Source organism: Streptomyces sp. SX-6 (assembly GCF_059089585.1).
This window is the reverse complement of sequence record NZ_JBTHHU010000005.1, coordinates 108,736-134,784: the sequence shown is the minus strand read 5'-3', so window position 1 is coordinate 134,784 and position 26,049 is coordinate 108,736. Positions and strand designations below refer to the sequence as shown.

At 72.3% G+C, this 26,049-nt stretch carries 24 protein-coding genes; 9 read left to right on the top strand and 15 right to left on the bottom strand.

Annotated elements, in window-relative coordinates:
* Window positions 1-71: 71 nt before the first annotated feature.
* Complete coding sequence (locus ACV530_RS08155; protein WP_494331613.1) at window positions 72-719, bottom strand: response regulator; 648 nt, start codon at window positions 717-719, stop codon at window positions 72-74.
* The gene (locus ACV530_RS08150) at window positions 716-1,885 is read right to left on the bottom strand and encodes a sensor histidine kinase (protein ID WP_494331612.1); all 1,170 of its coding nucleotides are present in this window, start codon (window positions 1,883-1,885) and stop codon (window positions 716-718) included. Before ACV530_RS08150 ends, ACV530_RS08155 begins: the two co-directional genes overlap by 4 nt.
* A gap of 130 nt (window positions 1,886-2,015) precedes the next feature.
* Here ACV530_RS08150 and ACV530_RS08145 point away from each other — a divergent pair, with 130 nt between their 5' ends.
* The gene (locus tag ACV530_RS08145; RefSeq protein ID WP_494331611.1) at window positions 2,016-2,558 is read left to right on the top strand and encodes a hypothetical protein; all 543 of its coding nucleotides are present in this window, start codon (window positions 2,016-2,018) and stop codon (window positions 2,556-2,558) included.
* On the opposite strand, the gene ACV530_RS08140 is transcribed toward ACV530_RS08145, so the two are convergent.
* Genes ACV530_RS08140 through ACV530_RS08130 form a run of 3 tightly spaced genes read right to left on the bottom strand, consistent with a single transcriptional unit; the run spans window position 2,555 to window position 4,685 of the window.
* Entirely contained in the window at window positions 2,555-3,127 is a 573-nt protein-coding gene (locus ACV530_RS08140) for a cob(I)yrinic acid a,c-diamide adenosyltransferase (RefSeq protein WP_494331610.1), read from the bottom strand. The two genes, ACV530_RS08145 and ACV530_RS08140, sit on opposite strands and share 4 nt — an antisense overlap.
* A 23-nt stretch (window positions 3,128-3,150) precedes the next feature.
* A complete protein-coding gene (locus tag ACV530_RS08135; RefSeq protein WP_494331609.1) occupies window positions 3,151-3,906 on the bottom strand; it encodes an ABC transporter permease in 756 nt (251 codons plus the stop codon).
* The gene (locus ACV530_RS08130) at window positions 3,906-4,685 is read right to left on the bottom strand and encodes an ABC transporter ATP-binding protein (RefSeq protein WP_494331608.1); all 780 of its coding nucleotides are present in this window, start codon (window positions 4,683-4,685) and stop codon (window positions 3,906-3,908) included. The genes ACV530_RS08135 and ACV530_RS08130 overlap by 1 nt, the downstream gene beginning before the upstream one ends.
* A 69-nt stretch (window positions 4,686-4,754) precedes the next feature.
* On the opposite strand from ACV530_RS08130, the gene ACV530_RS08125 reads away from it, so the two are divergent.
* From ACV530_RS08125 to ACV530_RS08110, 4 genes are all read left to right on the top strand, one after another.
* Window positions 4,755-5,390: a TetR/AcrR family transcriptional regulator gene (locus tag ACV530_RS08125; protein ID WP_494331607.1), complete on the top strand. Its 636-nt coding sequence runs from the start codon at window positions 4,755-4,757 to the stop codon at window positions 5,388-5,390.
* 169 nt (window positions 5,391-5,559) lie between these two features.
* A complete protein-coding gene (locus ACV530_RS08120; protein WP_494331606.1) occupies window positions 5,560-6,408 on the top strand; it encodes a 3-hydroxyacyl-CoA dehydrogenase family protein in 849 nt (282 codons plus the stop codon).
* A 128-nt stretch (window positions 6,409-6,536) separates the two neighbouring features.
* Window positions 6,537-6,869, top strand: coding sequence for an STAS domain-containing protein (locus ACV530_RS08115; RefSeq protein ID WP_494331605.1), 333 nt, complete (start codon window positions 6,537-6,539; stop codon window positions 6,867-6,869).
* Window positions 6,870-7,079: 210 nt separating this feature from the next.
* Complete coding sequence (locus ACV530_RS08110; protein ID WP_494331604.1) at window positions 7,080-9,365, top strand: ATP-binding protein; 2,286 nt, start codon at window positions 7,080-7,082, stop codon at window positions 9,363-9,365.
* Window positions 9,366-9,579: 214 nt separating this feature from the next.
* On the opposite strand, the gene nucS is transcribed toward ACV530_RS08110, so the two are convergent.
* Complete coding sequence (gene nucS / locus ACV530_RS08105) at window positions 9,580-10,239, bottom strand: endonuclease NucS (protein WP_494331603.1); 660 nt, start codon at window positions 10,237-10,239, stop codon at window positions 9,580-9,582.
* 233 nt (window positions 10,240-10,472) lie between these two features.
* On the opposite strand from nucS, the gene ACV530_RS08100 reads away from it, so the two are divergent.
* The gene (locus ACV530_RS08100) at window positions 10,473-10,865 is read left to right on the top strand and encodes an SCO5389 family protein (protein ID WP_494331602.1); all 393 of its coding nucleotides are present in this window, start codon (window positions 10,473-10,475) and stop codon (window positions 10,863-10,865) included.
* A gap of 113 nt (window positions 10,866-10,978) precedes the next feature.
* Here the strand turns inward: ACV530_RS08100 and ACV530_RS08095 are convergent, their stop codons facing one another.
* On the bottom strand, window positions 10,979-12,007 hold the full coding sequence (locus ACV530_RS08095; RefSeq protein ID WP_494331601.1) for an LLM class flavin-dependent oxidoreductase: 1,029 nt from the start codon (window positions 12,005-12,007) through the stop codon (window positions 10,979-10,981).
* A gap of 187 nt (window positions 12,008-12,194) precedes the next feature.
* Here ACV530_RS08095 and ACV530_RS08090 point away from each other — a divergent pair, with 187 nt between their 5' ends.
* The gene (locus ACV530_RS08090) at window positions 12,195-12,536 is read left to right on the top strand and encodes an Rv1322 family protein (RefSeq protein WP_494331600.1); all 342 of its coding nucleotides are present in this window, start codon (window positions 12,195-12,197) and stop codon (window positions 12,534-12,536) included.
* Window positions 12,537-12,673: 137 nt separating this feature from the next.
* On the opposite strand, the gene ACV530_RS08085 is transcribed toward ACV530_RS08090, so the two are convergent.
* From ACV530_RS08085 to mce, 8 genes are all read right to left on the bottom strand, one after another.
* Window positions 12,674-13,558, bottom strand: coding sequence for a DUF2705 family protein (locus tag ACV530_RS08085; protein WP_494331599.1), 885 nt, complete (start codon window positions 13,556-13,558; stop codon window positions 12,674-12,676).
* Complete coding sequence (locus ACV530_RS08080; RefSeq protein ID WP_494331598.1) at window positions 13,555-14,688, bottom strand: ABC transporter ATP-binding protein; 1,134 nt, start codon at window positions 14,686-14,688, stop codon at window positions 13,555-13,557. Before ACV530_RS08080 ends, ACV530_RS08085 begins: the two co-directional genes overlap by 4 nt.
* A gap of 93 nt (window positions 14,689-14,781) precedes the next feature.
* Window positions 14,782-15,585: a hypothetical protein gene (locus ACV530_RS08075; RefSeq protein WP_494331597.1), complete on the bottom strand. Its 804-nt coding sequence runs from the start codon at window positions 15,583-15,585 to the stop codon at window positions 14,782-14,784.
* A 2-nt stretch (window positions 15,586-15,587) separates the two neighbouring features.
* On the bottom strand, window positions 15,588-16,358 hold the full coding sequence (locus tag ACV530_RS08070) for an ABC transporter permease (RefSeq protein WP_494331596.1): 771 nt from the start codon (window positions 16,356-16,358) through the stop codon (window positions 15,588-15,590).
* 2 nt (window positions 16,359-16,360) lie between these two features.
* Window positions 16,361-17,335 (bottom strand): DUF8746 domain-containing protein, encoded by a 975-nt coding sequence (locus tag ACV530_RS08065; RefSeq protein WP_494331595.1) that lies wholly within the window; start codon window positions 17,333-17,335, stop codon window positions 16,361-16,363.
* 155 nt (window positions 17,336-17,490) lie between these two features.
* Window positions 17,491-18,429, bottom strand: a complete 939-nt coding sequence (locus ACV530_RS08060) for a cellulose-binding protein (RefSeq protein WP_494331594.1) — start codon at window positions 18,427-18,429, stop codon at window positions 17,491-17,493.
* A 124-nt stretch (window positions 18,430-18,553) separates the two neighbouring features.
* On the bottom strand, window positions 18,554-23,014 hold the full coding sequence (gene scy, locus ACV530_RS08055) for a polarized growth protein Scy (RefSeq protein ID WP_494331780.1): 4,461 nt from the start codon (window positions 23,012-23,014) through the stop codon (window positions 18,554-18,556).
* A gap of 174 nt (window positions 23,015-23,188) precedes the next feature.
* Window positions 23,189-23,629, bottom strand: coding sequence for a methylmalonyl-CoA epimerase (gene mce, locus ACV530_RS08050; protein WP_494331593.1), 441 nt, complete (start codon window positions 23,627-23,629; stop codon window positions 23,189-23,191).
* A gap of 141 nt (window positions 23,630-23,770) precedes the next feature.
* Between mce and ACV530_RS08045 the strand changes: the two genes are divergently transcribed.
* Together ACV530_RS08045 and meaB are read left to right on the top strand one after the other, a co-directional pair.
* Window positions 23,771-24,988, top strand: coding sequence for an acetyl-CoA C-acetyltransferase (locus ACV530_RS08045; RefSeq protein ID WP_494331592.1), 1,218 nt, complete (start codon window positions 23,771-23,773; stop codon window positions 24,986-24,988).
* A 50-nt stretch (window positions 24,989-25,038) separates the two neighbouring features.
* Window positions 25,039-26,010, top strand: coding sequence for a methylmalonyl Co-A mutase-associated GTPase MeaB (gene meaB, locus ACV530_RS08040; protein WP_494331591.1), 972 nt, complete (start codon window positions 25,039-25,041; stop codon window positions 26,008-26,010).
* Window positions 26,011-26,049: the final 39 nt, after the last annotated feature.

The following is a 26,049-nucleotide window of genomic DNA, read 5'->3' as shown; positions in this document are numbered from 1 at the left end:
AGGTGTGGGGGGTTGTGGGGGGTGTGCTGACCATGGTTGTGAGGGGAGCGTAGGAAGGTCCGTACCAACGGTCAAGAGGTCTGGACCAGACCCAATTCCTGGGCCAGGACGGCCGCTTGGACCCTGCTGCGCAGTCCGAGCTTGGGCAGCAACCGGCTGACGTGGGTCTTCACCGTTCCCTCCGCCATGCCCAGCCGTACGCCGACGTCCGCGTTGGACAGCCCCTCGCCCAGCCGCGCCAGCACCTCGCGCTCGCGCGGGGTGAGGACGTCGAGCACGCTCAAGTCCCGCTCGGGCGTGCGCCGGACGAACTCCGTGATCAGCCGGCGCGTCACCGCCGGGGAGATCAGGCCCTCGCCGCGCGCCACCGTCCGTACGGCCGCCACGAGTTCGGCGGCCTCGCTGTTCTTCAGCAGGAAGCCCGCCGCACCGGCACGCAGGGCCCCGAAGACGTACTCGTCCAGGTCGAAGGTGGTCAGTACGAGCACATCGGCGAGCTGTTCGCCGGTGATCAGCCGGGTCGCGGACACGCCGTCCAGGCGCGGCATCTGAATGTCCATCAGGACGAGGTCGGGGCGCAGCTCGCGGGCCAGCCGCACGGCCTCCTCGCCGTCGGCGGCCTCGCCGACGACCTCGATGTCCGGCGCCGACCGCAGGATGAGCACGATCCCGGACCGGACGGCGGCCTGGTCCTCCGCCACGACGACGCGCACGCTCACGGCTTGACTCCTTCTGTCAGGGGCAACTCGGCCCGTACCACCCAGGTGCCGTCCGCCGGGCCGACGGTGAGCGAACCCCCGACGAGGGCGACGCGCTCGCGCATCCCGACGAGCCCCGCACCGGCACCCGGCGCCCGCGGTTCGGGCTCCTTGCCCAGCGGGCTGACCACCTGGACGGTGAGCGCATCGTTGTCGCACGTCAGGGAAACGGCGACGGAACCGGGCCCGGCATGCTTGACGGCGTTGGTCAGCGATTCCTGCACGATGCGGTACGCGGCGAGCTCAACGGGCGGGGGAAGCACACTGGTTCCGCGCTCGTCGCGCAGGGCGAATGCGAATCGCTCGTCGCGTACCGCGCCCCGCGCCTGCGCCAGCAAGGCTTCGACCCCGTCGAGGGTCGGCGTGGCGGCAGGTTCCGTATCGCCCCCTTCCCGTCGCAGCACCTCGATCAGTCGCCGCATCTCGGCGAGACCCTGGACGCTGTTCTCCCGGATCACCCCGAGCGCTTCGCGCGACGCCTCCGGCTCGCCGATCGACAGGGCGGCGGTGGAGTGGATGGCGATCGCCGACAGATGTCCCGCCACCATGTCGTGCAGCTCGCGCGCCATCCGCGCGCGCTCGGCACCCACCGCCTCGCGCCGGTCCAACTCGGCCAGCAGCGCGGTGCGTTCGGCCGCGAGCTGGGCGGCGTCGGCCCGGTCGCGATGCATCCGCACCGCCACGCCGGTGGCGGCGGGGGCGATCGTGATGACCGCGAGCACCGCCCCGATCAGCAGGGCCTCCGGCCGGCGGATGACCGCGACGGCGAGCAGGGTCCCGACGAGGGTGACCGCTTCGCAGACGCGCGGCACCATACGGTACGCGGCGGGCGGCCCGTACAGCACGGACGCGTACACCAGGTCCGTGAACATGACGACGGTCGCGATCAGGCTCCCGGTGCAGGTGTCGAGCGCCAGCGCCCCCACCCCGATGCCGAGCCCCGCCAGCGGTGCCCGCCGCCGCAGCAGCTCGGCCCCGGCCATGACGGCCAGCGCGACGAGCGCGAGCGGCCTGGGCAGCCCTGCGGCCGGTGTGCCGTTCAGCCCGAGCCCGTATTGCAGCACGCCGCCGGTCAGCCCGGCGGCGACGATGAGCAGTCCGTCGCGGTGGAGGCGGGGCAGCGGCATGGGGCCATCACACCACGGCACCCGGACCGCCCCCGCGACTACATCGAACGATGCAGTCGCGAATCCTCTCCCGCGACGAGGATCCGCCCCGCAGCCGGGGCGAACCTGGGAGGGAGGGAAGGAGAGGTCCGTGATCGTCACGCTGGTCGTCGTCTGCGAGGTGGGCTTCTGGGTGCTGCTCGTCGCTGGGCTGAGCCTGCGGTATCTCGCGAAGAAGCCCCGGGCCGGGGCGGCGGTGCTGCTGCTCGAGCCCGTGCTGGAGCTGGTGCTGCTGATCGCCACTGCGATCGACCTGAAGAACGGGGCCACCGCCGACTGGAAGCACGGCCTGGCGGCCGTCTACATCGGCTACTCGGTCGGCCTCGGCCACGCCACGCTGAAGTGGGTCGACCAGCGGTTCGCGCACCGCTTCGCGGGCGGCCCGCCGCCGGTCAAGCCGCCCAAGTACGGCTCCGCCCGTACCGCGCACGAGTGGAAGGTCGCCGGTCAGTGGGTGCTGGCGGGGGCCGTCGCACTCGCCCTGCTCCAGGTGGCGATCTGGTACGTCGGCGGGTCCGGCGACACCAGCTCGCTGCATGTCTGGCAGAGGTCGATGTTCATGGTCATCGGCATCAACCTCGCCATCGCGCTGAGCTACACGCTATGGCCGAAGCAGCAGAAGAAGACCGGTTAACGGTTCTCGCCGGGCACCCAGAGGATGTCCCCGAGCTCCTTGTTCGCCGTCCGCGCGAGAATGAACAGCAGGTCGGACAGCCGGTTGAGGTACTTCGCGGTGAGCGCGTTCATCGTCTCGCCGTGCTCCTCCAGGGCCGCCCACGTCGAGCGCTCCGCGCGCCGCGTCACCGTGCACGCCTGGTGCAGCAGGGCGGCGCCCGGCGTGCCGCCGGGGAGGATGAAGCTGCGCAGCTTCTCCAGCCCCGCGAGGAAGTGGTCGCAGTCCGCCTCGAGCTTGTCGATGTACGACTGCTCGACGCGCAGCGGCGGGTACTCGGGGTTCTCCACTACCGGCGTGGCCAGGTCGGCGCCCACGTCGAAGAGGTCGTTCTGGACCCGTACGAGCACCTTGACGATCTCGTCGGGCAGCTGCCCGAGCGCGATGGCCACGCCGATCGCGGCGTTCGCCTCATTGGCGTCGGCGTACGCCGCGATGCGGGTGTCGGTCTTGGGGGTGCGGCTCATGTCGCCGAGGGCGGTGGTGCCGTCATCCCCGGTGCGGGTGTAGATGCGCGTCAAGTGGACCATGTGTACGAGCGTAGTGCGGACCCCTACGCGCTGGCGCGGGCGAAGTGCCGTACCCCCACCGTCACCGACGCGACCACGAGCAGCGCCGCCGCGACGACCCCGTGCAGCACCGCCGGTGCCCCGTAGTCGCCCACGTACGCCGCACGCATCGCGTCCACCAGATACCGCAGCGGCATCACGTGCGACAGGACGTCCAGCCAGCCCGGGGCCAGGGTCATCGGCAGCATCAGCCCCGAGAGCAGCATGGCCGGCATGTTGACCGCGTTGACGACCGGGGCGAACTCCTGCGGTGCGGCGGCCTTCATGGCCAGGGCGTAGGAGAGCGAGGCCAGGGCCGTGGCCAGGCAGGCGACGAAGGCGAAGCCGAGCAGGATGCCGGGGAGCGGGGCGCGCAGGCCCATCGCCAGGGCGGTGAGCACCAGGAGCACCGCCTGCGCGATGAGCAGCACGGCGTCGCGCAGGACGCGGCCGAGCACGAGGGCGAGGCGGCTGACCGGGGTGACGCGCATCCGCTCGACGACGCCGTGCTGCTTCTCGATCAGCAGACCGAAGCCCGCGAACGAGGCGCTGAACAAGCCGAGTTGGAGGAGCAGCCCGGGCACCAGCATCTGCCAGGAACTGCCCGTGCCGCCGAGCTGCAGGTGGGTGAGCAGGGGGCCGTAGAAGACGAGGTAGAGCATCGGCATGAGCAGCCCGAAGAGGGCGCCGAGCCGGTGGCGGAGGGTCTGGCGGGCGTAGCGGCCGAAGACGACGGCGATGTCGGTGAGCAGGGCGGGCATCAGGCGTCCAAGGTGACGGGGGCGGCGGGGGAGTTGGTGATGGCCAGGAAGGCGTCCTGGAGCGTGCCGCCGGGGGAGCCGGCGAAGCGGGAGGTGAGCTCGGCGGGGCTGCCCTCGGCCACGATGCGGCCGTCGTCGATGACGACGAGTCGGCCTGCGAGGGCCTCGGCCTCCTCGAGGTAGTGGGTGGTGAGGAGCACGGTCGTGCCGTGCTCGGTACGGATGCGGCGTACGAGGTCCCAGAGGTCGGCGCGGCTGCCGGGGTCGAGGCCGGTGGTCGGCTCGTCGAGGAAGAGGACCTCGGGGCGGTGGGTGAGCGCCATCGCGATGTCGAGCCGCCGCCGCTGGCCGCCGGAGAGCGCGCCGCAGGGGCGGTCGAGGAAGTCGGCCAGGCCCAGGTCCCGGGCGAGTTCGCGGGTACGGGCCACGGCCTCGGGGCGGCGCAGGCGGTAGAGGCGGGCCTGGGTGGTGAGTTCCTCGCGGACGGTCACGGCCGGGTCGGTGCCGCCGGACTGGGCGACGTACCCCGCCCTGCGCCGTACGCCGACGGGGTCGCGGGCGAGGTCGCGGCCCGCGACGGTCGCGGTGCCGCCGGTGGGGGCGAGGAGCGTGGTGAGCATGCGCAGCGTGGTCGTCTTGCCGGCGCCGTTGGGGCCGAGGAAGCCGACGATCTCGCCGCGCCGGACGGTGAGATCGATGCCGCGCACGGCCTCGACCGGGCCGCGCTTGGTGGTGAAGGTCCGACGGAGGCCGGAGGTCGTGATGCAGGGGTCGTCCATGGCCGACAGAAAACCAGAACCTCTGAAAGTTTGCAATGACTCCAAAATTTCAGAGGCTACGATGACGGCATGGCAGAGGGGCTCAGGGAACGGAAGAAGCGGCAGACCAGGCAGCACATCTCCGATGTCGCGACCGGCCTGTTCCTGGAGCGCGGCTTCGACGCCGTGACCATCGCGGAGATCGCGGCCGCGGCGGATGTATCGGTCAATACGGTCTACAACTACTTCCCGGGCAAGGAGGACCTCTTCCTCGACCGCGCGGACGACCAGGTCGAGTGGCTCGCGTCGGTCGTCCGCGGCCGCCCCGAGGGCGAGTCCGCGGCCCGTGCCGTGCTGCGGGCGCTCCAGGCCGAGGCCGTGGCCGTCTCGCCGCGCCTCGGGCTCATCGACGGGTTCGACCGGTTCCTGAAGGTCATCGACGATTCGCCGGCCCTGCGCGCCCGGCTGCTGGACATGCGCGGCCAGATCACCTCCGCCCTGACCGCCGCGCTCGCCGAGGAGGCGGAGGGCGAGGGGCCGCTGCCCGGGCTGGTGGCCAGTCAGCTCGCCTGGCTCCACGCGCACCTCACCGGGTACATCGCCGGCGAACTGGTCGAGGGCCGCAGTGCCCGGGAGGTCTCCCGCGGGGCCCTCGCGCTCCTCGACGAGATGGAGGGGCTGATGGGCGAGAAGCTCCTGGGCTACGCGATCCGGAAGCCCCTGTAACCACTGGTACGCAAGTGGCCCAACTGAGCTGTGTGGCCTGCTCGATGGGGCGCGGAGTGTGACGTCCGTCAAACAGGACGTGACGCGCATCTCTAACTTCCCAATGGCGCCCCAACGGACGCTAATGTCCGCCCGAGAGCGCAAAAGAACAGGGAGTAAGGGGACAGCTGTGGCCAAGAAGCTCGCCGTCATCGGTGCCGGACTGATGGGCTCCGGGATTGCGCAGGTCTCCGCGCAGGCCGGCTGGGACGTCGTGCTGCGGGACGTCACGGACGAGGCGCTCAAGCGCGGTACGGACGGCATCAAGGCCTCGTACGACAAGTTCGTCTCCAAGGGCAAGCTCGAGGCCGCCGCCGCCGAGCAGGCGCTCGGCCGGATCACGGCCACCACCGATCTCGACGCCGCCGCCGACGCGGACATCGTCGTCGAGGCCGTCTTCGAGGACGTCGACACCAAGCGGGAGATCTTCCGCGCGCTGGACGGCCTGGTGAAGGACGAGGCGGTGCTCGCCTCCAACACCTCCGCCATCCCGATCACCAAGATCGCCGCCGCCACGCGGCGCCCGGAGCGGGTCGTCGGCGTGCACTTCTTCTCGCCGGTGCCGATGATGCAGCTGGTCGAGCTGGTGCGCGGTCACAAGACGAGCGACGAAACCCTCGCCGCCGCCCGGGAGTTCGCCGAGAGCGTCGGCAAGACCTGCATCGTCGTCAACCGTGACGTCGCGGGCTTCGTGACCACCCGCCTGATCTCGGCGCTCGTCGTCGAGGCGGCCAAGCTCTACGAGTCCGGGGTGGCCAGCGCCGAGGACATCGACATCGCCTGCAAGCTGGGCTTCGGGCACGCGATGGGCCCGCTCGCGACCGCCGACCTGACGGGCGTGGACATCCTGCTGCACGCGACCGGCAACATCTACACCGAGTGCCAGGACGAGAAGTTCGCGCCGCCGGAGATCATGCGCCGCATGGTCGACGCGGGCGACCTCGGCCGCAAGAGCGGTCAGGGCTTCTACCAGTACTGACCAGGAAGCGCCAAAATCCGTTCACCCCATGGTGTGAATTGGGTATTGATTCGCTTACAGACGGCAACTTTGTCGTGCGAGAGGCAGTCAGTCCTTCAGTAGCCGGCCTCAACCTCCCGGGAGCGCATATGCACATCAGGGGCGACCACGCCGAACTGGCCGTCGGGGGCCGCCTCGACGTCCGCAACGCGGCGGACGCCCGTACGGTCCTGCACTCCGCGCTCGACGCCGGCCGGGGAGATCTCGTCCTCGACCTCACCGAGCTCGACTCCTGGGACGCCACCGGACTCGGCGTCATCATGGGGGCCCACCGCCGCGCCGGGCGTACCGGCCGGCGGCTGGTCCTGCGCGGGGTCCCGGACCGGATGCAGCGGGTGCTGGTCGCCACCCGCCTGCACCGCATTCTCGCCATCGAGGGCGCCGTCGAAGACGCCCCCGAGGCGTGCGAGCGGGCCGGATGAGCCGGATGTGAGGCAAGTGCCTCGATTCCTCCTGGCCTGTGCGCGCCCTGGGGACGCGACGCCCTGCGCGTCGGCGATACTGTCCCAAGGTCTGTTCGGTTTCCCGTCGCAATAAAAGCCCACGACGGGCGCCGGACCGGAGGTCGTGAAGAGCGCGGACAGGCCGGAGGGCACGACGGCACGCCACGCGACTGGGGGCTTTGATTGACCATGGACCCGACGAACCACGCACCCGGGGCAGCACACGGTGGTGAGGGCCGCGGCGGCGAGGGCACGCCCGCGGGCAGCCCGGTGCACGCCCGTGTCGTCCAACTCGTCGCCGGGGACTACCTGCTGACGGTCAACCCCGTCGACGGCAGCGAAATAGAGCCCTGCCCGCCCGGCAGGGTCCCCGCCCGCCCCACGCGCCTCGCCCCCGGCGAGCGCACCGCTCCGGTGCCGCCCGCCCGCGGGCCCGAACTGCCCCTGGTGGGCCGGGCGGAGGAGCGCGAGCGGCTGGGCAGGCTGCTGTCGCGTGGCCGCTCGGTGCGGCTGACCGGCCCCTCCGGGGCCGGCCGCACCTCGCTGCTGGACGTCGTCGCCGAGGACTGCGAGACCGTCGCGCCCGACGGCGTCGTACGCCTCAGCGGCCACCACCGCACCACGAGCGACCTGCTGCACGAGCTGTTCGCGGTTGTCCGGATCGCACCGCTGTACCGGCCCGAGCGGGCCGAACTGCTCGCCGCCGTACGGGAGATCGGCGCGGTCGTCATCCTCGACGACCTCGAGTTCGGCGGCGGCGCGCTCGACGAACTCCTCGACGCGACGCCCGAGTGCGCCTGGCTGCTCGCGGCCACGCCCGATGTCGCCGCGCCCTCGGCCGCCTCGCACCTGGAGGAGGTCTTCCTCGGCGGACTCGACCGCACCGACTGCCTCGAGCTGCTCGAGGCCGCTGTCGGACGGCCGCTCACGGACGAGGAGGCCGACTGGACGGCCGGACTGTGGTCCGCGTCCGAGGGGCTGCCGCTGCGCTTCGTCCAGGCCGGTGCGCTGCTGCGACACGGCTGCGACGAGCTGCCCGCCGGAGCTCCGGCCGCCCTGCTCGCCTCGCGGCTGGGCGACGCCGCCGGCGACATCCTGCGCCTCGCCCTCGCGCTGGGCGGCGAGGTGCCGTACCGGGAGCAGCTGCCCGCGCTGGCCGGGGGGCTCGGGGGTGCCGAAGCGGACGCCGCCGTGGGCGAGTTGCTCGCCTGCGGGCTGATCACCGCCGTCGGGGCGCACCACCGGGTGGCGGCGGGTGTCGCCGAGCAACTGCGCGAATCCGGTGGTGTGGACGCCCTGGACCGGGCGCACGCCGCCGCACAGCACTACTCCTGGTGGGCCGGGAACCCGTCCGTCGACCCCTCGGACATCGCCGTCGAGGCCGACACGATCCTCGCCGTGCTGGGCGTCCTGGTCACGGGCGGACGGGCCGGGCACCCGGCGACCGCGGTGCTCCTGGCCCGTACGGCGGCACCGGCGTTCGCGGCGGCGCTGCACTGGGGTGCGTGGGAGCGGTGCCTGCGGTACGGCCAGGAGGCCGCGCGGGTGGCCGGGGAGGTCGGCGAAGAGGCGTACTTCCACCACGAGTTGGGCGTACTCGCGCTGTGCACCGGCCATGTCGACCGGGCCCGCGCCGAGTTGGAGACGTCCGTCGGGATGCGGGGGGCGCTCAAGGACAAGCGGGGCGCGGTCGCGGGCCGGCGCGCGCTGGCGCTGGTCGCCGACCGCGCGCGGGCTGCCTCCGCGCCGTTGGTACCGCCGCAGCGGGCGGGCGAGGAGGTGCCGGACGCCCGCCGCGAGGAGTCGGTGCTGCCGGTCGGTGTTCCGGCGGCGTTCTCCGTGCCGGACGACGCGACGACCGCGATCATCAGCCGCATCCCGGCCCCTGCGCCTGCGCCTCCGCCTGCCCTTGCCGCGCCGCCGCAGTCCTGGTCACAGAAGCTGATGTCAGGCGGAAACCGCCGCAACCTGATGGCCGCGGGTGCGGGTGTGCTGCTGACTGCCGTGCTCGGTACGGTCGTTGCGATCGGCACGACCGGTGCCGGGCAGGGCGATGGCGGGCACTCCGGGAAGGTGCGGCCGAGCCAGTCCGCGTCCCGGCAGGACGGGGACGGCGGGATGAACGCCGACCAGCCGGCGCCGGGGGAGAGCGGAGAGGCCCCGGTTCCGGGGCAGCATGCGAAGCAGGGGCACTCGGGCGGGCCGAGCGGGACGGCGTCCTCCTCGCCGGGTTCCCACGGCAGCGCGTCGCCGTCCGCCTCGGAGAGCAGCTCGCCGGAGACGCACTCGCCGCGGCCGACGGAGACGGGCGAGACGCCGTCGACGACGCCGCCGGTGACGCCGTCGGACAAGCCGACGCACTCGCCGGAGACGCCGCCGCCGACGCACTCGGAATCGCCGCCGCCGAAGACCTCGCCGTCGCCACCCTCCCCGCCGACGAAGACGGTGAGCGGCCCCGCGCCGACCGGCACGTAGGGGTTGTGCCCCGGTCCCGCCCTCTCACCGTCTCCCGGGGCTTCGCCCCCGGACCCCACTTGTCGCGGCTCCGCCGCTCGTCCTCAATCGCCGGACGGGCTGAACTTCAGCCCGTCCGGCGATTGAGGACAACCGCGCGGAGCGCGGTTTCGGGGCCCGGGGGCTTGCCCCCGGAGGAAACGGTGAAAGGGCGGGACCGGGGAGCAACTCCCCCCTAGAACAGCCTCAGCTTGTCGTCCTCGATGCCCCGCATCGCGTTGTAGTCGAGCACGACGCACCCGATGCCACGGTCCGTGGCCAGCACACGCGCCTGCGGCTTGATCTCCTGAGCCGCGAAGATCCCCCGCACGGGGGCCAGGTGCGGATCACGGTTCAGCAGCTCGAGGTAGCGCGTGAGCTGCTCCACACCGTCGATCTCGCCGCGCCGCTTCAGCTCGACGGCCACCGTCTGCCCGTCCGCGTCGCGGCACAGGATGTCCACCGGCCCGATGGCCGTGGGGTATTCGCGGCGGATCAGCGTGTAGCCCTCGCCGAGGGTCTCGATGCGGTCGGCGAGCAGCTCCTGCAGGTGCGCTTCCACGCCGTCCTTGATCAGGCCGGGATCGACGCCCAGTTCATGGGACGAGTCATGGAAGACCTCCTCCATGGTGATGATGAGCTTCTCGCCCGCCTTGTTGATCACCGTCCAGACACCGTCACCCTCCTTCAGGGTGCACGGCGGCGACATCCAGTTGAGGGGCTTGTAGGCCCGGTCGTCGGCATGGATGCTGACGCTTCCGTCCGCCTTGACCAGGATCAGACGGGGGGCGGAGGGCAGATGGGCGGTGAGACGGCCCGCGTAGTCCACAGAGCAACGGGCGATGACGAGACGCATGGTGGTCCACGCTACTCGACGTGCGGCGGTCCACGCGATTCGCCCTGGATGGACCCCCGATGCACCCCCGGCGACACCCTTGGGCATTGGCCAGTTGTATGTGCGTTCTCCTGGTGGGGTGCCAATGGCCGGATTACCGTGTGAGGCGGGCGGTCGCCGTACGGGCACAGGGCGTCGTCGTCCGCTCGCCCATTCCTTTAGACCCCGCGCGCGGGGTCGCGAGAGGAGAACCCATGTCGCTCGACGTCTCACCGGCCCTTCTCGAACAGGCCGAGCGAGGCGAGGTCGGCGAAGCGGAATTCGTCGACTGCGTCCGGAAATCCCTGCCCTACGCATGGGAGATGATCAGCTCGCTGGTGGACCGGCTGAGGGTGTACGGCGGCGAGTTCGCCGACAACCGGACGCCGCCGCCGGACGAGCAGGCGCGCGGCCAACTGCTGCGGGCCATGGCGAGTGATGCTATTCGCGGTGCACTGGAGCGACACTTCGCAGTCCGGCTGGCCTTCCAGAACTGCCACCGGGTGGCAGTCTTCCCGCTCGACGCCTCGGCGGACGAGCGTTTCGCCCGTTTCACTTCGATCAGGGGTCAGCTGCTGAACCAGTCACCAGAGCTCCGCGACTGCTGATGCGTGGATGCTGCCGCTCCGCAGGCGGGGAGGTGCGAGCGGTACGGGAGCGGCAGCTCCCCGGATCCTGTGGCCGGGGAATCGTATCGGCAGTCGGTCGGTCGGGCCGTCGGTCAGCCGACGAGCAGGGGCAGCACGTCCGCGCCGAGGCGGCGCAGGTTCTCCTCGGTGGCCGCGAGGTCGCCGGAGCCCTCGGCCAGCAGCGCGAAGCGCCGGATGCCGGTGCGTTCGGCGGTGGCCGCGAGACGGTCCGCGCACAGTTGCGGCGGACCCACGGGATGGATCGTGCAGAGCAACTCGGTGTATCCGTACGGATCGCGCATCCGGCGCCGGCGGCCGTCGACCGTCACATGGGCCCCGAGGCCCTGCTGCAGAAAGCCGGGCATCGCCTTCAGCAGGGTCTCCGCGGCCTCCTGTTGCCGCTCCGCGATCTGGACGACGCCCGCCGACACATGCGCGGCGGCGGCCGCCTCCTCCGGTGAACTCCCCGCCTCCAGCGCGCACTTGCGCCACAGGGTGACCATGTCGGCCTTCTCCTCGTCCGTGCTGTGCATGCCGAGCAGCATCGGCAGCCCGTGCCGGGCCGCGAGCCGTACGCTCGCGGGCGAGGTGCAGGCGACGATCACATCGGGCCCGGGCCGGTCGAGGAGGTCGTCGGGCCGGGGTACGACCGGGACCTCGCGGAAGGCGAACCGCTCGCCGGCCGTGCCCACCCGGGGCTCGCGCAGCCAGCGCACCAGCAGTCCGAGGGACTCGGGGAACGCCTCTTCGTAAGCATCCAGGCCCGAGTTGAACACTTCCAGGTCCACCCAGGGCCCACCCCGGCCCACCCCCAGGGTGAATCGGCCGCCCGAGGTGAGGTGCAGCAGGGCCGTCTGCTCGCCGAGGGCCACCGGGTGCGTCGTCGCCATGACGCTCACGGCGGTGCCCACGCGGAGCCGGCGCGTACGCCCCAGCATCAGGGCCGCGAGCGTCACCGCGGACGGGCAGACCCCGTACGGGACGAAGTGGTGCTCGGCCAGCCAGACCGCGTCCAGCCCGGCCTCCTCGGCGACCTCCGCCGACCGCACGGCCCGGTGGAGGGCCTCCCCGTGGCCCTGGCCCGGGAACTGGGCGGCCAGGACGAATGCTCCAACGCGCATGGGTGGTGTGCCTCCTAGCGACGGACTGGCGATCGAACGCCGCCCCCTCGGAGGCATTAACGCCTGACACCTGCCCGAAGGTACGGGCGTACGGGAGGTTTTCATGATGATCGGAGGGAGTTGGGCGGTAAGCGGTGCCGCGTACGCTGGTCACGGCCCGTAGCTCTTCCGACCCCCGAGGTGACCCGTGTCCCCGCGCCGAAACCGCCCCCGAGGCGGCGCCGACAAGCGAGCCGACGTCCCGCGCGAGCGCGAGGAGTTGGGCGGCGAGCGTTACGGCCTGGAGCGCACCGAGAGCTGGCAGGGCGAGGAGTGGTCGGTGCGGATGATCGGCGGCGGGGCCGCCGCCAAGCACTACCGCTGTCCCGGCTGCGACCAGGAGATCCCGCCCGGGGTGCCGCACGTGGTGGCGTGGCCGCAGTACGGCGCCGGGGTCGAGGACCGGCGCCACTGGCACAAGGCCTGCTGGAACGCGCGAGACCGCCGGGGCGCGAGGCTCCAGCGGTCTCGTAACTCACCGCGGTACTGAGGCGGTTGACGCCTGTCCGGGGTCCGGGGCGGAGCCCCGGAACAATCCGCCGCGACGGTGCGACGCCACAACGGCGAGGGTCCGGCGGAATACGCGGTCACCGCAACCGGCACTCCCCGTGATCCGCCGGACGCGGCCTACGTATCCCGCCTGGTCATCAGCGTGTGCGCGCCGGCCAGCGCGGCACCCGCGACGACCAGCACGATGAGCAGCGACTGCCAGTCGTTCGGCCCCGAACCGTCGGCCTCGGCCGCGCGCCCGTAGAAGCTCGCGAGCTGGTTGACGACCGAGTACTCGAAGAGCTTCTTCTGCAGGGTCTCGAAGGAGCCCAGGAACATCGCCAGGATCACCGGCAGCAGCACCACGCCGAGCATGCTCGTGATCGCACCCGCGGAGTGCCGCAGCAGCGCGCCGACCGCGAGCGCCAGCAGGCCCAGCGCCGCCACGTAGAGGCTGGCCCCCACCGTCGCCCGGAACCACTCCGACCCGCCGGACGCTTCCGCCGAACTGCCGCTCAGCGCCGCCTCGCCGATGAGGGCGGCCAGCACCGTGGCGACCAGGGTCATCACGAACGTCAGCGTGAAGAAGACGATCGCCTTGGCCGCCAGCACCCGGGTACGGCTGGGGCAGGCGGTGAGCGTGGTGCGGATCAGGCCCGTGCCGTACTCGGAGGAGGTCGTCAGCACGCCCAGCGTGATCACCGGGATGCTGCCGAGCAGAAGGCCGGTGAACCCGATGTTGGTCGAGGTGAGGCCGGTGAGGTTGTCCCGCGAGGAGGCCGCCACCGCGATCAGGGTGCCTATGCCGACGACGATCACCATCATCACGCCGAGCGTCCACACCGTGGACCGCAGCGACCTGATCTTCGTCCACTCGGCCTTGACGGCATCGCCCAGGTGCGCCTGGCGCACCGGGACCGGCGAGACATAGCCGCCGGGCGCGGCCGTGCCGGGCCAGTGCGGCTGGGCGGGCTGCTGCTGCGGGGGCGCCATGGGGGGCTGAGAGGGCATCGGCGTGGTCATCGGGCGTCCTCGCTCTGGCGCTGGGTCACGGGGGCGGCGGGCTGCTGCGGGGCAACGGGCGGCTGCTGCGCGTACGGGTTGGGCTGCTCGCCCGGCAGCACCGGGTAGCCGCCCGCCCCGTTCCAGCCCGGCGGCACCGGTGCGCCCGGGGCACCCGGAGCGCCCGGAGCACCCCAGCCCGGGGCGGGCTGCTGGTAGCCGACGCGGGCGTTCGCCGTGGAGCGGTAGTCGACCGCGTGCTGCGTCATGCGCATGTACGCCTCCTCGAGGGAGGCCTGGTGCGGCGAGAGCTCCCACAGGCGCACGTCGGCGCCGTGGGCGAGGTCGCTGATGCGCGGCAGCGGCAGGCCGGTGACGCGCAGCGCGCCGTCCTGCTCCGGCAGGACCTGGGCACCGGCCTCGACCAGGGCGGTCGTGAGCTTCTCGCGGCCCTCCGGCTCCCCGTCGGGCGTACGGACCCGGGCGAAGCCCGCGGAGTTCGCGGCGATGAAGTCCTGGACGCTCATGTCGGCGAGCATCTGCCCGCGGCCGATCACTATCAAGTGGTCGGCGGTGAGCGCCATTTCGCTCATCAGGTGCGAGGAGACGAAGACCGTACGGCCCTCGGCGGCCAGCCGCTTCATCAGGTTGCGGACCCACAGGATGCCCTCGGGGTCGAGGCCGTTGACCGGCTCGTCGAAGAGCAGCACCTGGGGGTCGCCGAGCAGCGCGGCGGCGATGCCGAGGCGCTGGCCCATGCCGAGCGAGAAGCCCTTGGAGCGCTTCTTCGCCACTTCCTGGAGGCCCACGACACCGAGCACCTCGTCCACCCGGCTCGCCGGGATGCCGGAGAGCTGCGCGAGGGCCAGCAGGTGGTTGTAGGCGCTGCGGCCGCCGTGCACGGCCTTGGCGTCGATGAGAGCACCGACCTGCCGGGGGGCGTTCGGCAACTGCCGGTAGGGGAGGCCGCCGATGGTGACCTGACCCGACGTCGGCACGTCCAGGCCGAGGATCATGCGCATGGTCGTCGACTTGCCCGAGCCGTTGGGCCCCAGGAAGCCGGTGACGACTCCGGGCCGTACCCGGAACGTCAGATTGTGGACGGCCGTCTTGGCGCCGTAGCGCTTCGTCAGGCCGACTGCCTCGATCATTCTCCGCCCCTCGCAGATGGTCGGGGCGGAATTGCCCCCGTTCGGGTTAGGAGGATAACGAGAGGCTGACGGTTCCCAAGAATCTCCCAAGAATCAAGGAACGATGCCCGCGGGACGCACCCAGTCCTCCTCGACGAAGATCCGCGCACCCTCCGCCCGGACCGCCTCCTCCGCCCGCGCCCGCTCCGTCCAGCTCACCGGGCCGGGCCCGAGCAGGGCGCGCAGCCGGGGCGAGGCGTCCAGCAGCGAGGTGAGCAGGGCACGCTGGTCGCCCCCGCCGGGACGGGGGCGGGCGGTGGCCGGGTCCGTGAGCACGCCGTGCCGGGAGACATAGAGGTACGCGCCCTCCAGCCGCTGCCCGGACGGCAGGCTCACGGGGTACGCCTCCGCGGGCAGCGGCACCCGGCGGTAGTGCAGCTCCGTCACGTCCACGGCCGCGAGCTGGGCCGCGTCCAGCCAGCTGACGACCAGGGCGGTCCCGGCGCCCGGGTCGGCGTACGGGGCGGCGGCGACGTAGCCGGCCCGGCCGATGTGCGCGGAGCAGCCGACCGCGAGGCCGCGGACCTGTACGGGGACCATGGGCACGGCCGCGGACAGCCCGCTCTGCCGCAGCTTGTAGGCGACCTGGGCGGGGGAGGCGTTGGACCCCACGGCCAGGACGGGCCGGCGCCGGGCGACGGGGGCCGTGCCGAGGCCGGCGAGGAACGCGTCGAGCGCCGGCTCGGCGGCGGGCTCCCGGACCCGCCAGGCCCCCGGCGGCCCGGGGGACACGCGCAGCGGGAGCAGCACCGTGCCCAGGAGCACGCACGGCCCCGGGACGGGGCGGCCCGGGTACGTCAGCGGGTGCCGGAACGGCACGGTGGCGAGGCCGAGCTGGGCGAGCGTGCGCACCGGCACGGCTAGGCGTCGCGCTTCTGCAGCATCGCGTATCCGCCGATCAGCGCGGCCAGCACCCACAGCACCATGATCGCCAGCCCTCCCCACGGCCCGTACGGGGCCTCGTCGGCGTGCTCGACCACCTGCATGACCTGCTGGCCCGCCTTGTCGGGAAGGTACTCGCCGACCTTCCTGGTGGCCGACACATTGGCGAGGATGCTGGAGATCAGGAAGAAGAACGGCATCAGAATGCCGAGCGCCAGCATGGGGCTGCGCAGCATCGCGGCGACGCCCATCGAGAACACCGTGATCAGCGTCATGTAGAGCCCGCCGCCGATCACCGCGCGCAGGACGCCCGGATCACCGATGTGCGCCTTGTGGACGCCCAGCATCGCCTGCCCGAGGAAAAAGGCCAGAAAGCTGGTGACCATCCCGACGACCAGGGCGAGCAGCCCCGCAATAGTGATCTTGCTGAACAGAAAGGTGGCCCGCTGGGGAACGGCCGCCAGTGATGTGCGGATCATTCCGGTGCTGTATTCGTTGGAGACCACTAGCACCCCGAAAACGATCAATGCCAGCTGTCCGAGTCCCATGCCCGCGAAGCTGATGAAGGTCGGGTCGAATGTCAGCCGTTCCCCCGGCGCGAGTTTGTCGAAGCTGTTGCCGGCGAGTGCGCTGATCAGCATCCCGAGAGCGACCGTCACCACCACGGCGATGCCGAGCGTCCACACCGTGGACCGAACGGATTTGATCTTCGTCCATTCCGAGCGCAGGACCTGGTTCACCACCGCCATGGTCAGGCCCCTTTCTTCCGCCAGTCCGTACCCCAGCCCTCATCGGGAGGGGCCTCGGCCGGGGCTTCGTGGTTCGGATGCGCGTGGTACTCCACCGATCCGGCGGTGAGCTGCATGAACGCCTCCTCGAGCGAGGCCCGCTGGGGGCTGAGCTCATGCAGCGTGATGTGGTGCCGGGCCGCCAGCTCGCCCAGGTGCGCGGCATCCTCGCCGTGCACCTCCAGCCCCCCGTCCGCACCGGGCACGGCGGTGATCCCGGCCCCCGAGAGCACCTCGCGCAGCCGCTCGTGATCGGGCGAACGCATCCGCACGTACGAGCGCGAGTTCTCGGCGATGAAGTCGGACATGGAGGTGTCGGCCAGCAGCCGGCCCTGGCCGATGACGATCAAATGGTCGGCGGTGAGCGCCATTTCGCTCATCAGATGCGAGGAGACGAAGACCGTCCGCCCCTGCGCGGCCAGGTTCTTCATCAGGTTGCGGATCCAGTGGATGCCCTCGGGGTCGAGCCCGTTGACCGGCTCGTCGAACATCAGGATCTGCGGATCGCCCAGCAGCGCGCCGGCGATGCCCAGGCGCTGGCCCATGCCGAGCGAGAAGCCCTTGGACCGCTTCTTCGCCACCGAGGTCAGACCGACGACGTCCAGCACCTCACGGACCCTGGAGTCCGGAATGCCGTTGCTCTGCGCCAGGCACAGCAGGTGGTTGTAGGCGCTGCGGCCCCCGTGAATGGCCTTCGCGTCCAGCAGGGCACCCACCGTTCGCAGGGGATTGTGCAGTTGCTGGTAGTGCCTGCCGTCGATGCGGACCGTGCCGGCGGTCGGGTAGTCGAGATCGAGCATCATGCGCATCGTGGTCGACTTGCCCGCGCCGTTGGGGCCGAGGAAGCCGGTGACGATGCCCGGGCGGACGGTGCACGTGAGGTGATCCACGGCGAGCTTGTCGCCGTAGCGCTTGGTCAGCCCCTCGAGCTCGATCATTCACCCACGGTAAGAGCGGGCGGAACGCCCCGCCACCGGGGAACACTGGAGCCCTCCCAAGGCCAGGGAACTCGGCGCGCCGTGCTCACTCGTCCGAGTGGCACGACGCGCCCAGCGCGGTCTCCCCCGAACGGTATCAATGTGCGGCCGCCGCCTCAGCGGCTCTGCTGGGCCGGAACACCGCGCGAGATCGGCTCGTCGTCCCCCGGCACCCCGGCCGCGGCCACCGCCGCACCCGTCAGCGTGGCCAGCATCTCGCGGACGTTGGTCAGCTGGGCGTTGATGCTGTCGCGGCGGTTGGTGAGCGCCGCCAGCTCGCGCTCGGATTCGCTGCGGATACGGTCCGCCTTGGCGTTCGCGTCCGCGACGATGTCCTCGGCCTGGCGCTGCGCCGTCTCCACGGTCTGCCGGGCCCGCCGCTCCGCGTCCGTGCGCAGCTTCTCGGCCTCCAGGCGCAGCTGCTCGGCGCGGTGCTCGATCTCCGCGAGCCGCTTCTCCGCCTTCGCCTGACGGGAAGCCAGATCGCGCTCGGACTGCTCGCGCCGCTTGGCGAGGTTGGTCTCGAAGTCGGCCGCCGCCTGGGCCGCCTTGGCGCGCGTCTCCTCGAAGAGGGCGTCCGCCTCCTCGCGCTTGGACTGCGCGTCCTTCTGCGCCTCGGCACGCAGCGTCGACGCGTCGCCCTTCGCCTTCTCGACGATCCGGGCGCCCTCGTCCTCCGCCTTCGCCTTGCGGTCGGCGGCGAACGACTCGGCGTCGTTGCGCACTTGCTGCGCCGCCGACTCCGCCAGCTCACGGTGCTGCTCGGCGGCGCGACGGGCCTCCTCACGCAGGTCCTTGGCCTCTTCCTCGGCCAGCCGAAGGATCTTCTCGACCCGTGCACCGAGCCCCGCGTAGGAGGGCTCCGAGTCATTGATCTGCGCCTGAGCGTTCTGCGTTTCGAGGTGCAACTCCTCGATGCGCTTTTCCAGAGAGGTGATTCGGGCCAGTGCGCTGTCACGGTCGGCGACGAGCTTGGTAATGCGGTCGTCCACCTGGCCGCGGTCGTATCCACGACGCACCAGCTCGAAGCCGAAGGGGGAGGAAGTGTCGCTCATGGGGTTCCTGTCGAAAGAGACCGATGAGGTGATAGAGGGAATCCTAGGGGCGGGAGCGGCGGGTCATCGAGCAGATGGTTCTACTTGGTCGAGGGATCCGGAAAACCTCCCCTCGATTGAGTGGTTACTTCTGGGACTGCTTGCCACCCGATCGAGTTGAGCCGACCCCTGCCGTCGCCTTCACCCCGCCCTCCTTGGAGCCTCCTGCCCCGGGGGACTCAAATGATTCCAACGCCTCCAACACGTCCTGGACACGGGAAATCTCCGCGTTGATGTCCTGCTGCCGCAGAACCAGCGCCTCCAACTCCCGCTTCCCGTCGTCCACAAGGCGTGCGGCCTCCTCCAGCGCCTCGGTGCGCAGGCGCTCGGCGTCGCGTACGGCGTCGGCCTTCTTCTGCTCGGCCTCCTTGACCTTCTGCTGCGCCTCCTTGATGAGGCCCTCGGTCTTCTTCACCGCCGCGATGCGGACCTTGCTGGCCTCGCCGCTCGCGTCGGACACGATCTCCTTCGCCTTCGCCTCGGCGGAGGCGAGCTGCTCCTCGGCGGCCGCGACCAGCTTGTCGCAGCGCTCGCCCGCCGACTGCATCGCCTCGGCGACCTCCCGGCGGGCACGGTCGTGCAGCTCCTCGACCTCGCTCTCGATACGGCCCCGCAGCTCGTCCGCACGCTCCCTTATGGCGGTCGCGTCCCCACGCGCCTCGGACAGCAGCGAGTCGGCATCCGTACGCGCCTGCTCCACCAGCCCGTTGCCCTCGCCCGTGGCCTCCGCGACGATGCGGTCGGCCTCCCGGCGCGCCGCACCGACCATCGCGTCGGCCTGCTCCTCGGCGGCCGTGCCGGTCTTCACGGCCTCCTCCTGCGCCTTGGCGACCAGCGCGTCCGCCTGCTCGGCGGCATCCGACCGCCGCTTGGCGGCCGCGTCCCGCGCCTCGTCGACCGTACGCTCGCCGTCGGCCCGCGCCTCGGCGCGCAGCCGCTCCGCCTCCAGCACCGCGTCGGCCTTGAGCTTCGCCGAGTCCGCGCGCGTGCTGTTGGCGTTCTCCTGCGCCGCCGCCAGCGCGGTGGCGGCCTCGGTGGCCATCCGGTCCGCCTCGGCGGTCGCCTCGGCGATCAGCTCGTCCGCCTGCTGCGCGGCCTCCGCCCGGCGGGAGTTGGCCGCGTCGCGCGCCTCGTCCGCCGTGCGCTCCGCCTCGCGGCGCGCGGCCTCCAGCGTCCCCGCCGCATCCGCGCGCACCCGCTCCGCCTCGGCGGCCGCGTCCGCCAGCACCCGCTCGGCCTCGGCCGCGGCCTCCGCACGGTGGGCGTCCGCCGCCTCCCGCGCCTCTTCCAGCGTCCGGGCGGCCTCGGCGCGCAGCCGCTCGCCCTCGGAGGTCGCCTCGGCGACCAGCTCGTCCGCCTGCCGCGCGGCTTCCGCCCGGCGGGCGTTCGCCTGCTCGCGGGCCTCGTCCACGATGCGGTCGGCGTCGCCCTGGGCCGAAGAGGTCAGCTCCGCCGCGTCGTTGACGATCCGTTCGGCCTCGGCATGGCCGTCCGCACGCATCTTGTTCGCGTCCTCGCGGGCCTCGGCCCGGGAACGCGCCGCGTCCTGCTCCGCCGACGCCAGCGCGTCGGAGGCGTCCGTACGCATCTGCTGCGCCCGCGCCGACGCGTCCGACACCAGGCGCTCCGCCTCGGCGGTCGCCTTGGCCAGCAGCTCGTCGGCCTGCTGCGCGGCCTCCACCCGGTGGGCGTCCGCCGTATCGCGCGCCTCGTCCACCGTGCGCGCCGCCTCGGACACCAGCCGCGCCGCCTCGGCCCGGGCCTCGCCGCGCTCCGCCTCGGCGGCCTCGATGGCCTCCTCCAGCGTCCGGGCGGCCTCGGCACGCAGCCGCTCGCCCTCGGAGGTCGCCTCGGCGATCAGCTCGTCCGCCTGCCGCGCGGCATCCGTGCGCTTGGTGTTCGCCGCCGACCGCGCCTCCTCCAGGATGCGGGCGGCCTCCTCCTCGACGCTCTGGCCCTCGGCGATCGCGTCCGCGACCGTACGCTCCGCCAGCTCCCGCGCCGCCTCGGCCGTCGCGTGCGCCTCGGCACGGACGCGCGACGCGTCCTCCTTGGCGCGCTCGCGCTCGGCGTAGGCCTCCGCGCGGAGGAGGTCCGCCTCCTCCTGCGCCTCGCCGACGGTCCGCTCGGCGTTGTGCTCCGCCGCCGAACGCAGCCCGGCGATCTCCTCCTCGGCCTGCTCGTGCAGCCCCGCGACCGACTCCCGCACCTGCTGGGCGGTCTGCTCGGCGGCCGCCACCAGGGAATCGGCCCGCTGCTCGGCCTCCTCGGCCAGCCGCAGGCCCTCCTCCTGGGCCTCGGCGACCCGCTTGCGCGCCGACGCCAGCAGCTCCTCGCTCTGCTCGCGCGCCGCCTCGCGCTCCTGCTGCGCGTCCGTGCGCGCGTCGCCCAGCAGCTCCTCGGCCTCACGGCGCCGCCGCGAGGCCTCCTCCTGCGCGGCGGCCAGCTCCTCGGCCGCCTCGGCGGCCAGGCGCTCGGCGGCCGAGGCCGCCTCCGCCCGCACCCGGTCGGCCTTCTCCTGCGCCTCCGCACGCAGCCGCTCGGCCTCCGTACGGGCGTCGCTCAGCAGCTCCTCGGCCGCCTCCTCGCCCTCGGCCCGGGCCGCGGACGCGTCCGAAGCGGCCTCGGCACGCAGCCGCTCGGCCTCCTCCTCCGCCTGCGTACCCAGCGTGCGCGCCTTCTCCTGCGCCTCCGCGCGCAGCCGCTCCGTCTCCTCCGCCGTCTCCCGGCGCAGCCCCTCGGCCTCCGCACGGGCCTCGCGCAGCGCCGACTCGGCGGCCTCGACGCGCTGTTCGGCCTCCGTACGAAGCCGCGTCAGCTCCTCGTCGGCCTCCTCGCGCCGCGCCTGCGCCGCCCGCTCGGCGTCCTCGCGCAGCCTGGCCGCGGCCTCGGCCGCCTCCGTCCGCGTGCGCTCGGCGTGGTCCTCGGACTCCTCGGCCATCTCCTCGGCCTCGGCGCGCGCCCGCTCCAGCGCCTCCTCGGCCTGCCGGCGCAGCGTCGCCGCCCGCTCGGCCGCCTCGGACCGCACCCGCTCGCTCTCGGCGCTCGCGCCGGTACGGGTCTCCTCGGCGTTCGCCTTCGCCTGCGCCAGCAGCTCCTCGGCGGTGCTGGCCGCCTCCTCGATCTGCTGCAGCGCCTCGCGGCGCGCCTCGCCCCGGATCCGCTCGCCCTCGGCGACGGCCTCGGACCGCAGCTGCTCGGCCTCGCCGCGCAGCCGCCGCGCCTCCTCCTGGAGCTCGACCGTCTTGGCGCGGTACTCCTTGGTGTCGTCCTTCGCCTCGCCCTTGAGCTGCTCCGCGGTGTCCGCGGCCTGCTCGCGCAGCCGCTCGGCCTCCGCCTCCGCCTCACGGCGGATCCGCTCGGCCTCGGCGGCGGCCGACTGGGTGGTGGCCATGGCGTCCTCCGACGCCTTGCTCAGGACCTCCTCCGCCGTACGCGCCGCCAGGGCGAGCTGCGCCGCCGAGTCCTCGGCGGCGGCGCTGCGCGCCTTGTCCGCCGTCTCGGCCAGCAGCCGCTCGGCCGTCGCCGCCGCGTCGTCGCGCAGCTGCTCCGCCTCGGCCCGCAGGGCCTCGGCCTCCTTGGTCGCCTCGCCCACCAGCCGGGAGATCTCCGCCTTGGCGGTACGGGCACGCTGCTCGTTGTCCGTCTCGGCACCGGCAAGCCGCGCGGCGGCGGCCTCCTTCGCCTCGGCGACCAGCTTCTCGGCCTCGGCCCGCGCCTCGCGCAGCGCCGTCTCGGCCTCCTGCATCCGCGCCTCGGCGGCACGCGTCAGCTCGGCCGACGTCACCCGGGCCTGGTCGGACTCCGCGCTCGTCGTCGTACGCAGCTGCTCCGCGTGGTCGGTGGCCTCCTGCGCCTGCGTGGACGCGGCGGTCAGCAGCCGCTCGGCGTCCGTACGCGCCCGGCGCAGGATCGCTTCGGCTTCCGCGCGCGCCTCCTCGGCGGCCGAACCCAGCCGGCCACGGGCCTGCTCGGTCAGCCGCTGGGCCTCCGTACGGGCCGTGGCGAGCGACTGCTCGGCCTCCGCCCGCGACTCCTCGAGCAGCCGGCGGGCCTGGGACTCGGTACGGGTGCGCAGCTGCTCGGCCCAGGCGACGTTCTCGTTGACGTGCGACTCGACGGTCTGGCGGCGCTCGTTGAGCTCCTCGTCCAGCCGCTGACGGCGCGCCACGGCCTCGGCGTGCAGCTCGGCTTCCAGCCGGGCCTGCCGCTCGGCCTGCTCCTGGAGCAGACGCTGCGTCTGGGCCCGCGCCTCGCGCAGCTCGCGCTCGGCGTCCGTGCGCAGCTGGTCGGCCTGGATCTGCGCGTTGCGCAGCAGTTGCTCGGCCTGGTAGTCGAGACCGGCCGTGTCATAGGCAGGGCGGTGCGCGAGAGTGCGGCGCGCCTCATGGAGTTTGGCGCGCAACACCTCGACCTGGTAGCCGAGGTCGTCGGCGTGCTGGACCGCTTTCTCCCGCTCGGTCTTCAGCCGATCCATCTCGGCCTCGAACATCGAGAGGGTGTCGGCCTCAGCCCGTTGACTCTCCTGGCGCTCGTAGCCCCGCACAGCGCGGTCCATCCGTCCCCTGGTCGCGTCGGCGGCCGGCCCCGTACTGCGTGGTGGTGGAACCCGGAGCCCGCCCTTCCGAAGAAATGGTGTCAGATCATCGGCACAGCCTGGGCCGGGCCCCACCCGCACCCCGGCCGAACCTGCACTCTACCGGCCGGGGGAAGGTGAGGGTCAGTGCTCCTCGGCATGGCGGGGCGCGGAGGTGACCAGTTCGGTCAGCACACCGTGGCAGTCCTTCGGGTGCAGGAAGGTGATGCGGGACCCCATCGAGCCGATGCGCGGCTGCTCGTAGAGCACGCGCACACCCTTGCCCTTGATGTCCTCCGCGTCGCCGTCCACGTCGGCGGTGCCGAAGGCGATGTGGTGGACCCCTTCGCCGTTCTTGGCAAGCCACTTGGCGACGGTCGAGTCCTCCCGGATCGGCTCCAGGAGCTGGAGATACGAGGCGCCGCCGTCCGACGTCTCATTGATCTTCAGCATGGCCTCGCGTACGCCCTGTTCCTCGTTGACCTCGGTGTGGAACACCTCGAAGCCGTACGTGGCACGGTAGAAGTCGACGGTCTTGTCGAGGTCGAAGCAGGCGATCCCGATGTGGTCGATGCGCGTCAGCATGCAACCAGTCCACCGCCGTACGTTTGGTTACGCAACGTGCGCGCGATCACACCCGCAGCCCGGTGACCCGGCGGGTACTGCTCAGTACATTTTCCGAAACACCCTTGCACCTCTCGGATTCCGCTCGAAGGAGCCGTGTTCATGTCTGGTACGAACGGTTCGACCGGCAATACCTCCGTGATCGTCGCGGGCGCCCGTACGCCCATGGGCCGGCTCCTCGGCTCGCTGCGCTCGTTCTCCGGGGCCGACCTGGGCGGTGTGGCCATCAAGGCCGCCCTCGACCGCGCGGGCATCGGCGGCGACCAGGTCCAGTACGTGATCATGGGTCAGGTGCTCCAGGCCGGTGCCGGCCAGATCCCGGCGCGGCAGGCGGCCGTCAAGGCGGGCATCCCGATGAGCGTTCCGGCGCTGACCATCAACAAGGTCTGCCTGTCCGGCCTCGACGCCATCGCGCTGGCCGACCAGCTCATCCGCGCGGGCGAGTTCGACATCGTCGTGGCCGGCGGCCAGGAGTCGATGACCAACGCCCCGCACCTGCTGCCCAAGTCCCGCGAGGGCTACAAGTACGGCGCGGTCGAGATGCTCGACGCGATGGCGTACGACGGGCTCACGGACTCCTTCGAGGGCATCGCCATGGGCGAGTCCACCGAGAAGCACAACACCCGCCTGGGCATCCGCCGCCCCGAGCAGGACGAGATCGGCGCGCGCTCCCACCAGCGGGCCGCCGCGGCGCAGAAGAACGGCCTGTTCGAGGCCGAGATCACCCCGGTGGAGATCCCGCAGCGCAAGGGCGAGCCGGTCGTCTTCAGCAAGGACGAGGGCATCCGCCCGGAGACCACCGCCGAGACGCTGGCCAAGCTGAAGCCGTCCTTCGCCAAGGACGGCACGATCACCGCGGGCACGGCCTCGCAGATCTCCGACGGTGCCGCCGCCGTGGTGGTGATGAGCAAGGCCAAGGCCGAGGAGCTGGGCCTGCAGTGGATCGCCGAGATCGGCGCCCACGGCAATGTCGCCGGCCCCGACAACTCCCTCCAGTCCCAGCCGTCCAACGCGATCAAGCACGCGCTGGGCAAGGAGGGGCTCGGCGTCGAGGACCTCGATCTGATCGAGATCAACGAGGCGTTCGCGGCCGTACTGGTGCAGTCAATGAAGGATCTGGGCGTATCCCCGGAAAAGGTGAACGTCAACGGCGGGGCCATTGCCCTGGGTCACCCCATCGGCATGTCGGGCGCCCGCGTGGTGCTGCACCTCGCCCTCGAGCTCAAGCGCCGCGGCGGCGGAATCGGCGCCGCGGCCCTGTGCGGAGGCGGCGGCCAGGGCGACGCGCTGATCATCCGCGTCCCCGGCAACGGCGAGTGACCTGACCGGACCTGACCGGACTCCCGACGGCACGACGGAACGGAGCGGACATGACGGACGTCCCCGCACTGGTCGAGCAGGCACGGTCGGGCCGGCCGCGAGCCGTGGCCCGGCTGATCTCACTGGTGGAGGGGGCGTCCCCGCAACTGCGCGAGGTGATGGCCGCGTTGGCCCCCCTCACGGGCCACGCCTATGTGGTGGGCCTGACCGGCTCGCCCGGAGTGGGCAAGTCCACTTCCACCTCGGCCCTGGTGACCGCCTACCGGCGGATGGGCAAGCGGGTCGGCGTGCTCGCCGTCGACCCCTCCTCGCCGTTCTCGGGCGGCGCGCTGCTGGGGGACCGGGTACGGATGTCGGATCACGCCTCCGACCCCGGGGTCTACATCCGCTCGATGGCCACGCGCGGCCACCTGGGCGGCCTGGCCTGGGCCGCCCCGCAGGCGATCCGGGTGCTGGACGCGGCGGGGTGCGACGTGGTGCTCGTGGAGACCGTCGGCGTGGGGCAGTCGGAGGTGGAGATCGCCTCCCAGGCCGACACCTCGGTGGTGCTGCTCGCACCGGGCATGGGCGACGGCATCCAGGCGGCCAAGGCCGGAATTCTGGAGATCGGCGACGTCTACGTGGTCAACAAGGCGGACCGGGACGGCGCGGACGCCACGGCCCGCGAGCTGAACCACATGCTCGGCCTCGGCGAGGCCCGGACGCCCGGCGACTGGCGCCCGCCCATCATCAAGACCGTGGCCGCCCGGGGCGAGGGCACCGACGAGGTGGTCGAGGCCCTGGAGAAGCACCGGGCATGGATGGAGGAGCGCGGCGCGCTCGCGGAACGGCGCGCCGCGCGGGCGGCACACGAGATCGAGACGATCGCGGTCACCGCCCTGCGAGCCCGCATCGGCGACCTCAGCGGCGACCGCCACATCGCCGCCCTGGCCGACCGCGTGGTGCAGGGCACCCTGGACCCGTACGCAGCGGCGGACGCTCTGATCGAGTGCCTGACCAAATCAAGCCCGGCCAGCGCTTGAGGCCGAGCGGCGAAGCCGCGACAAGCGGGGTCTGGGGCG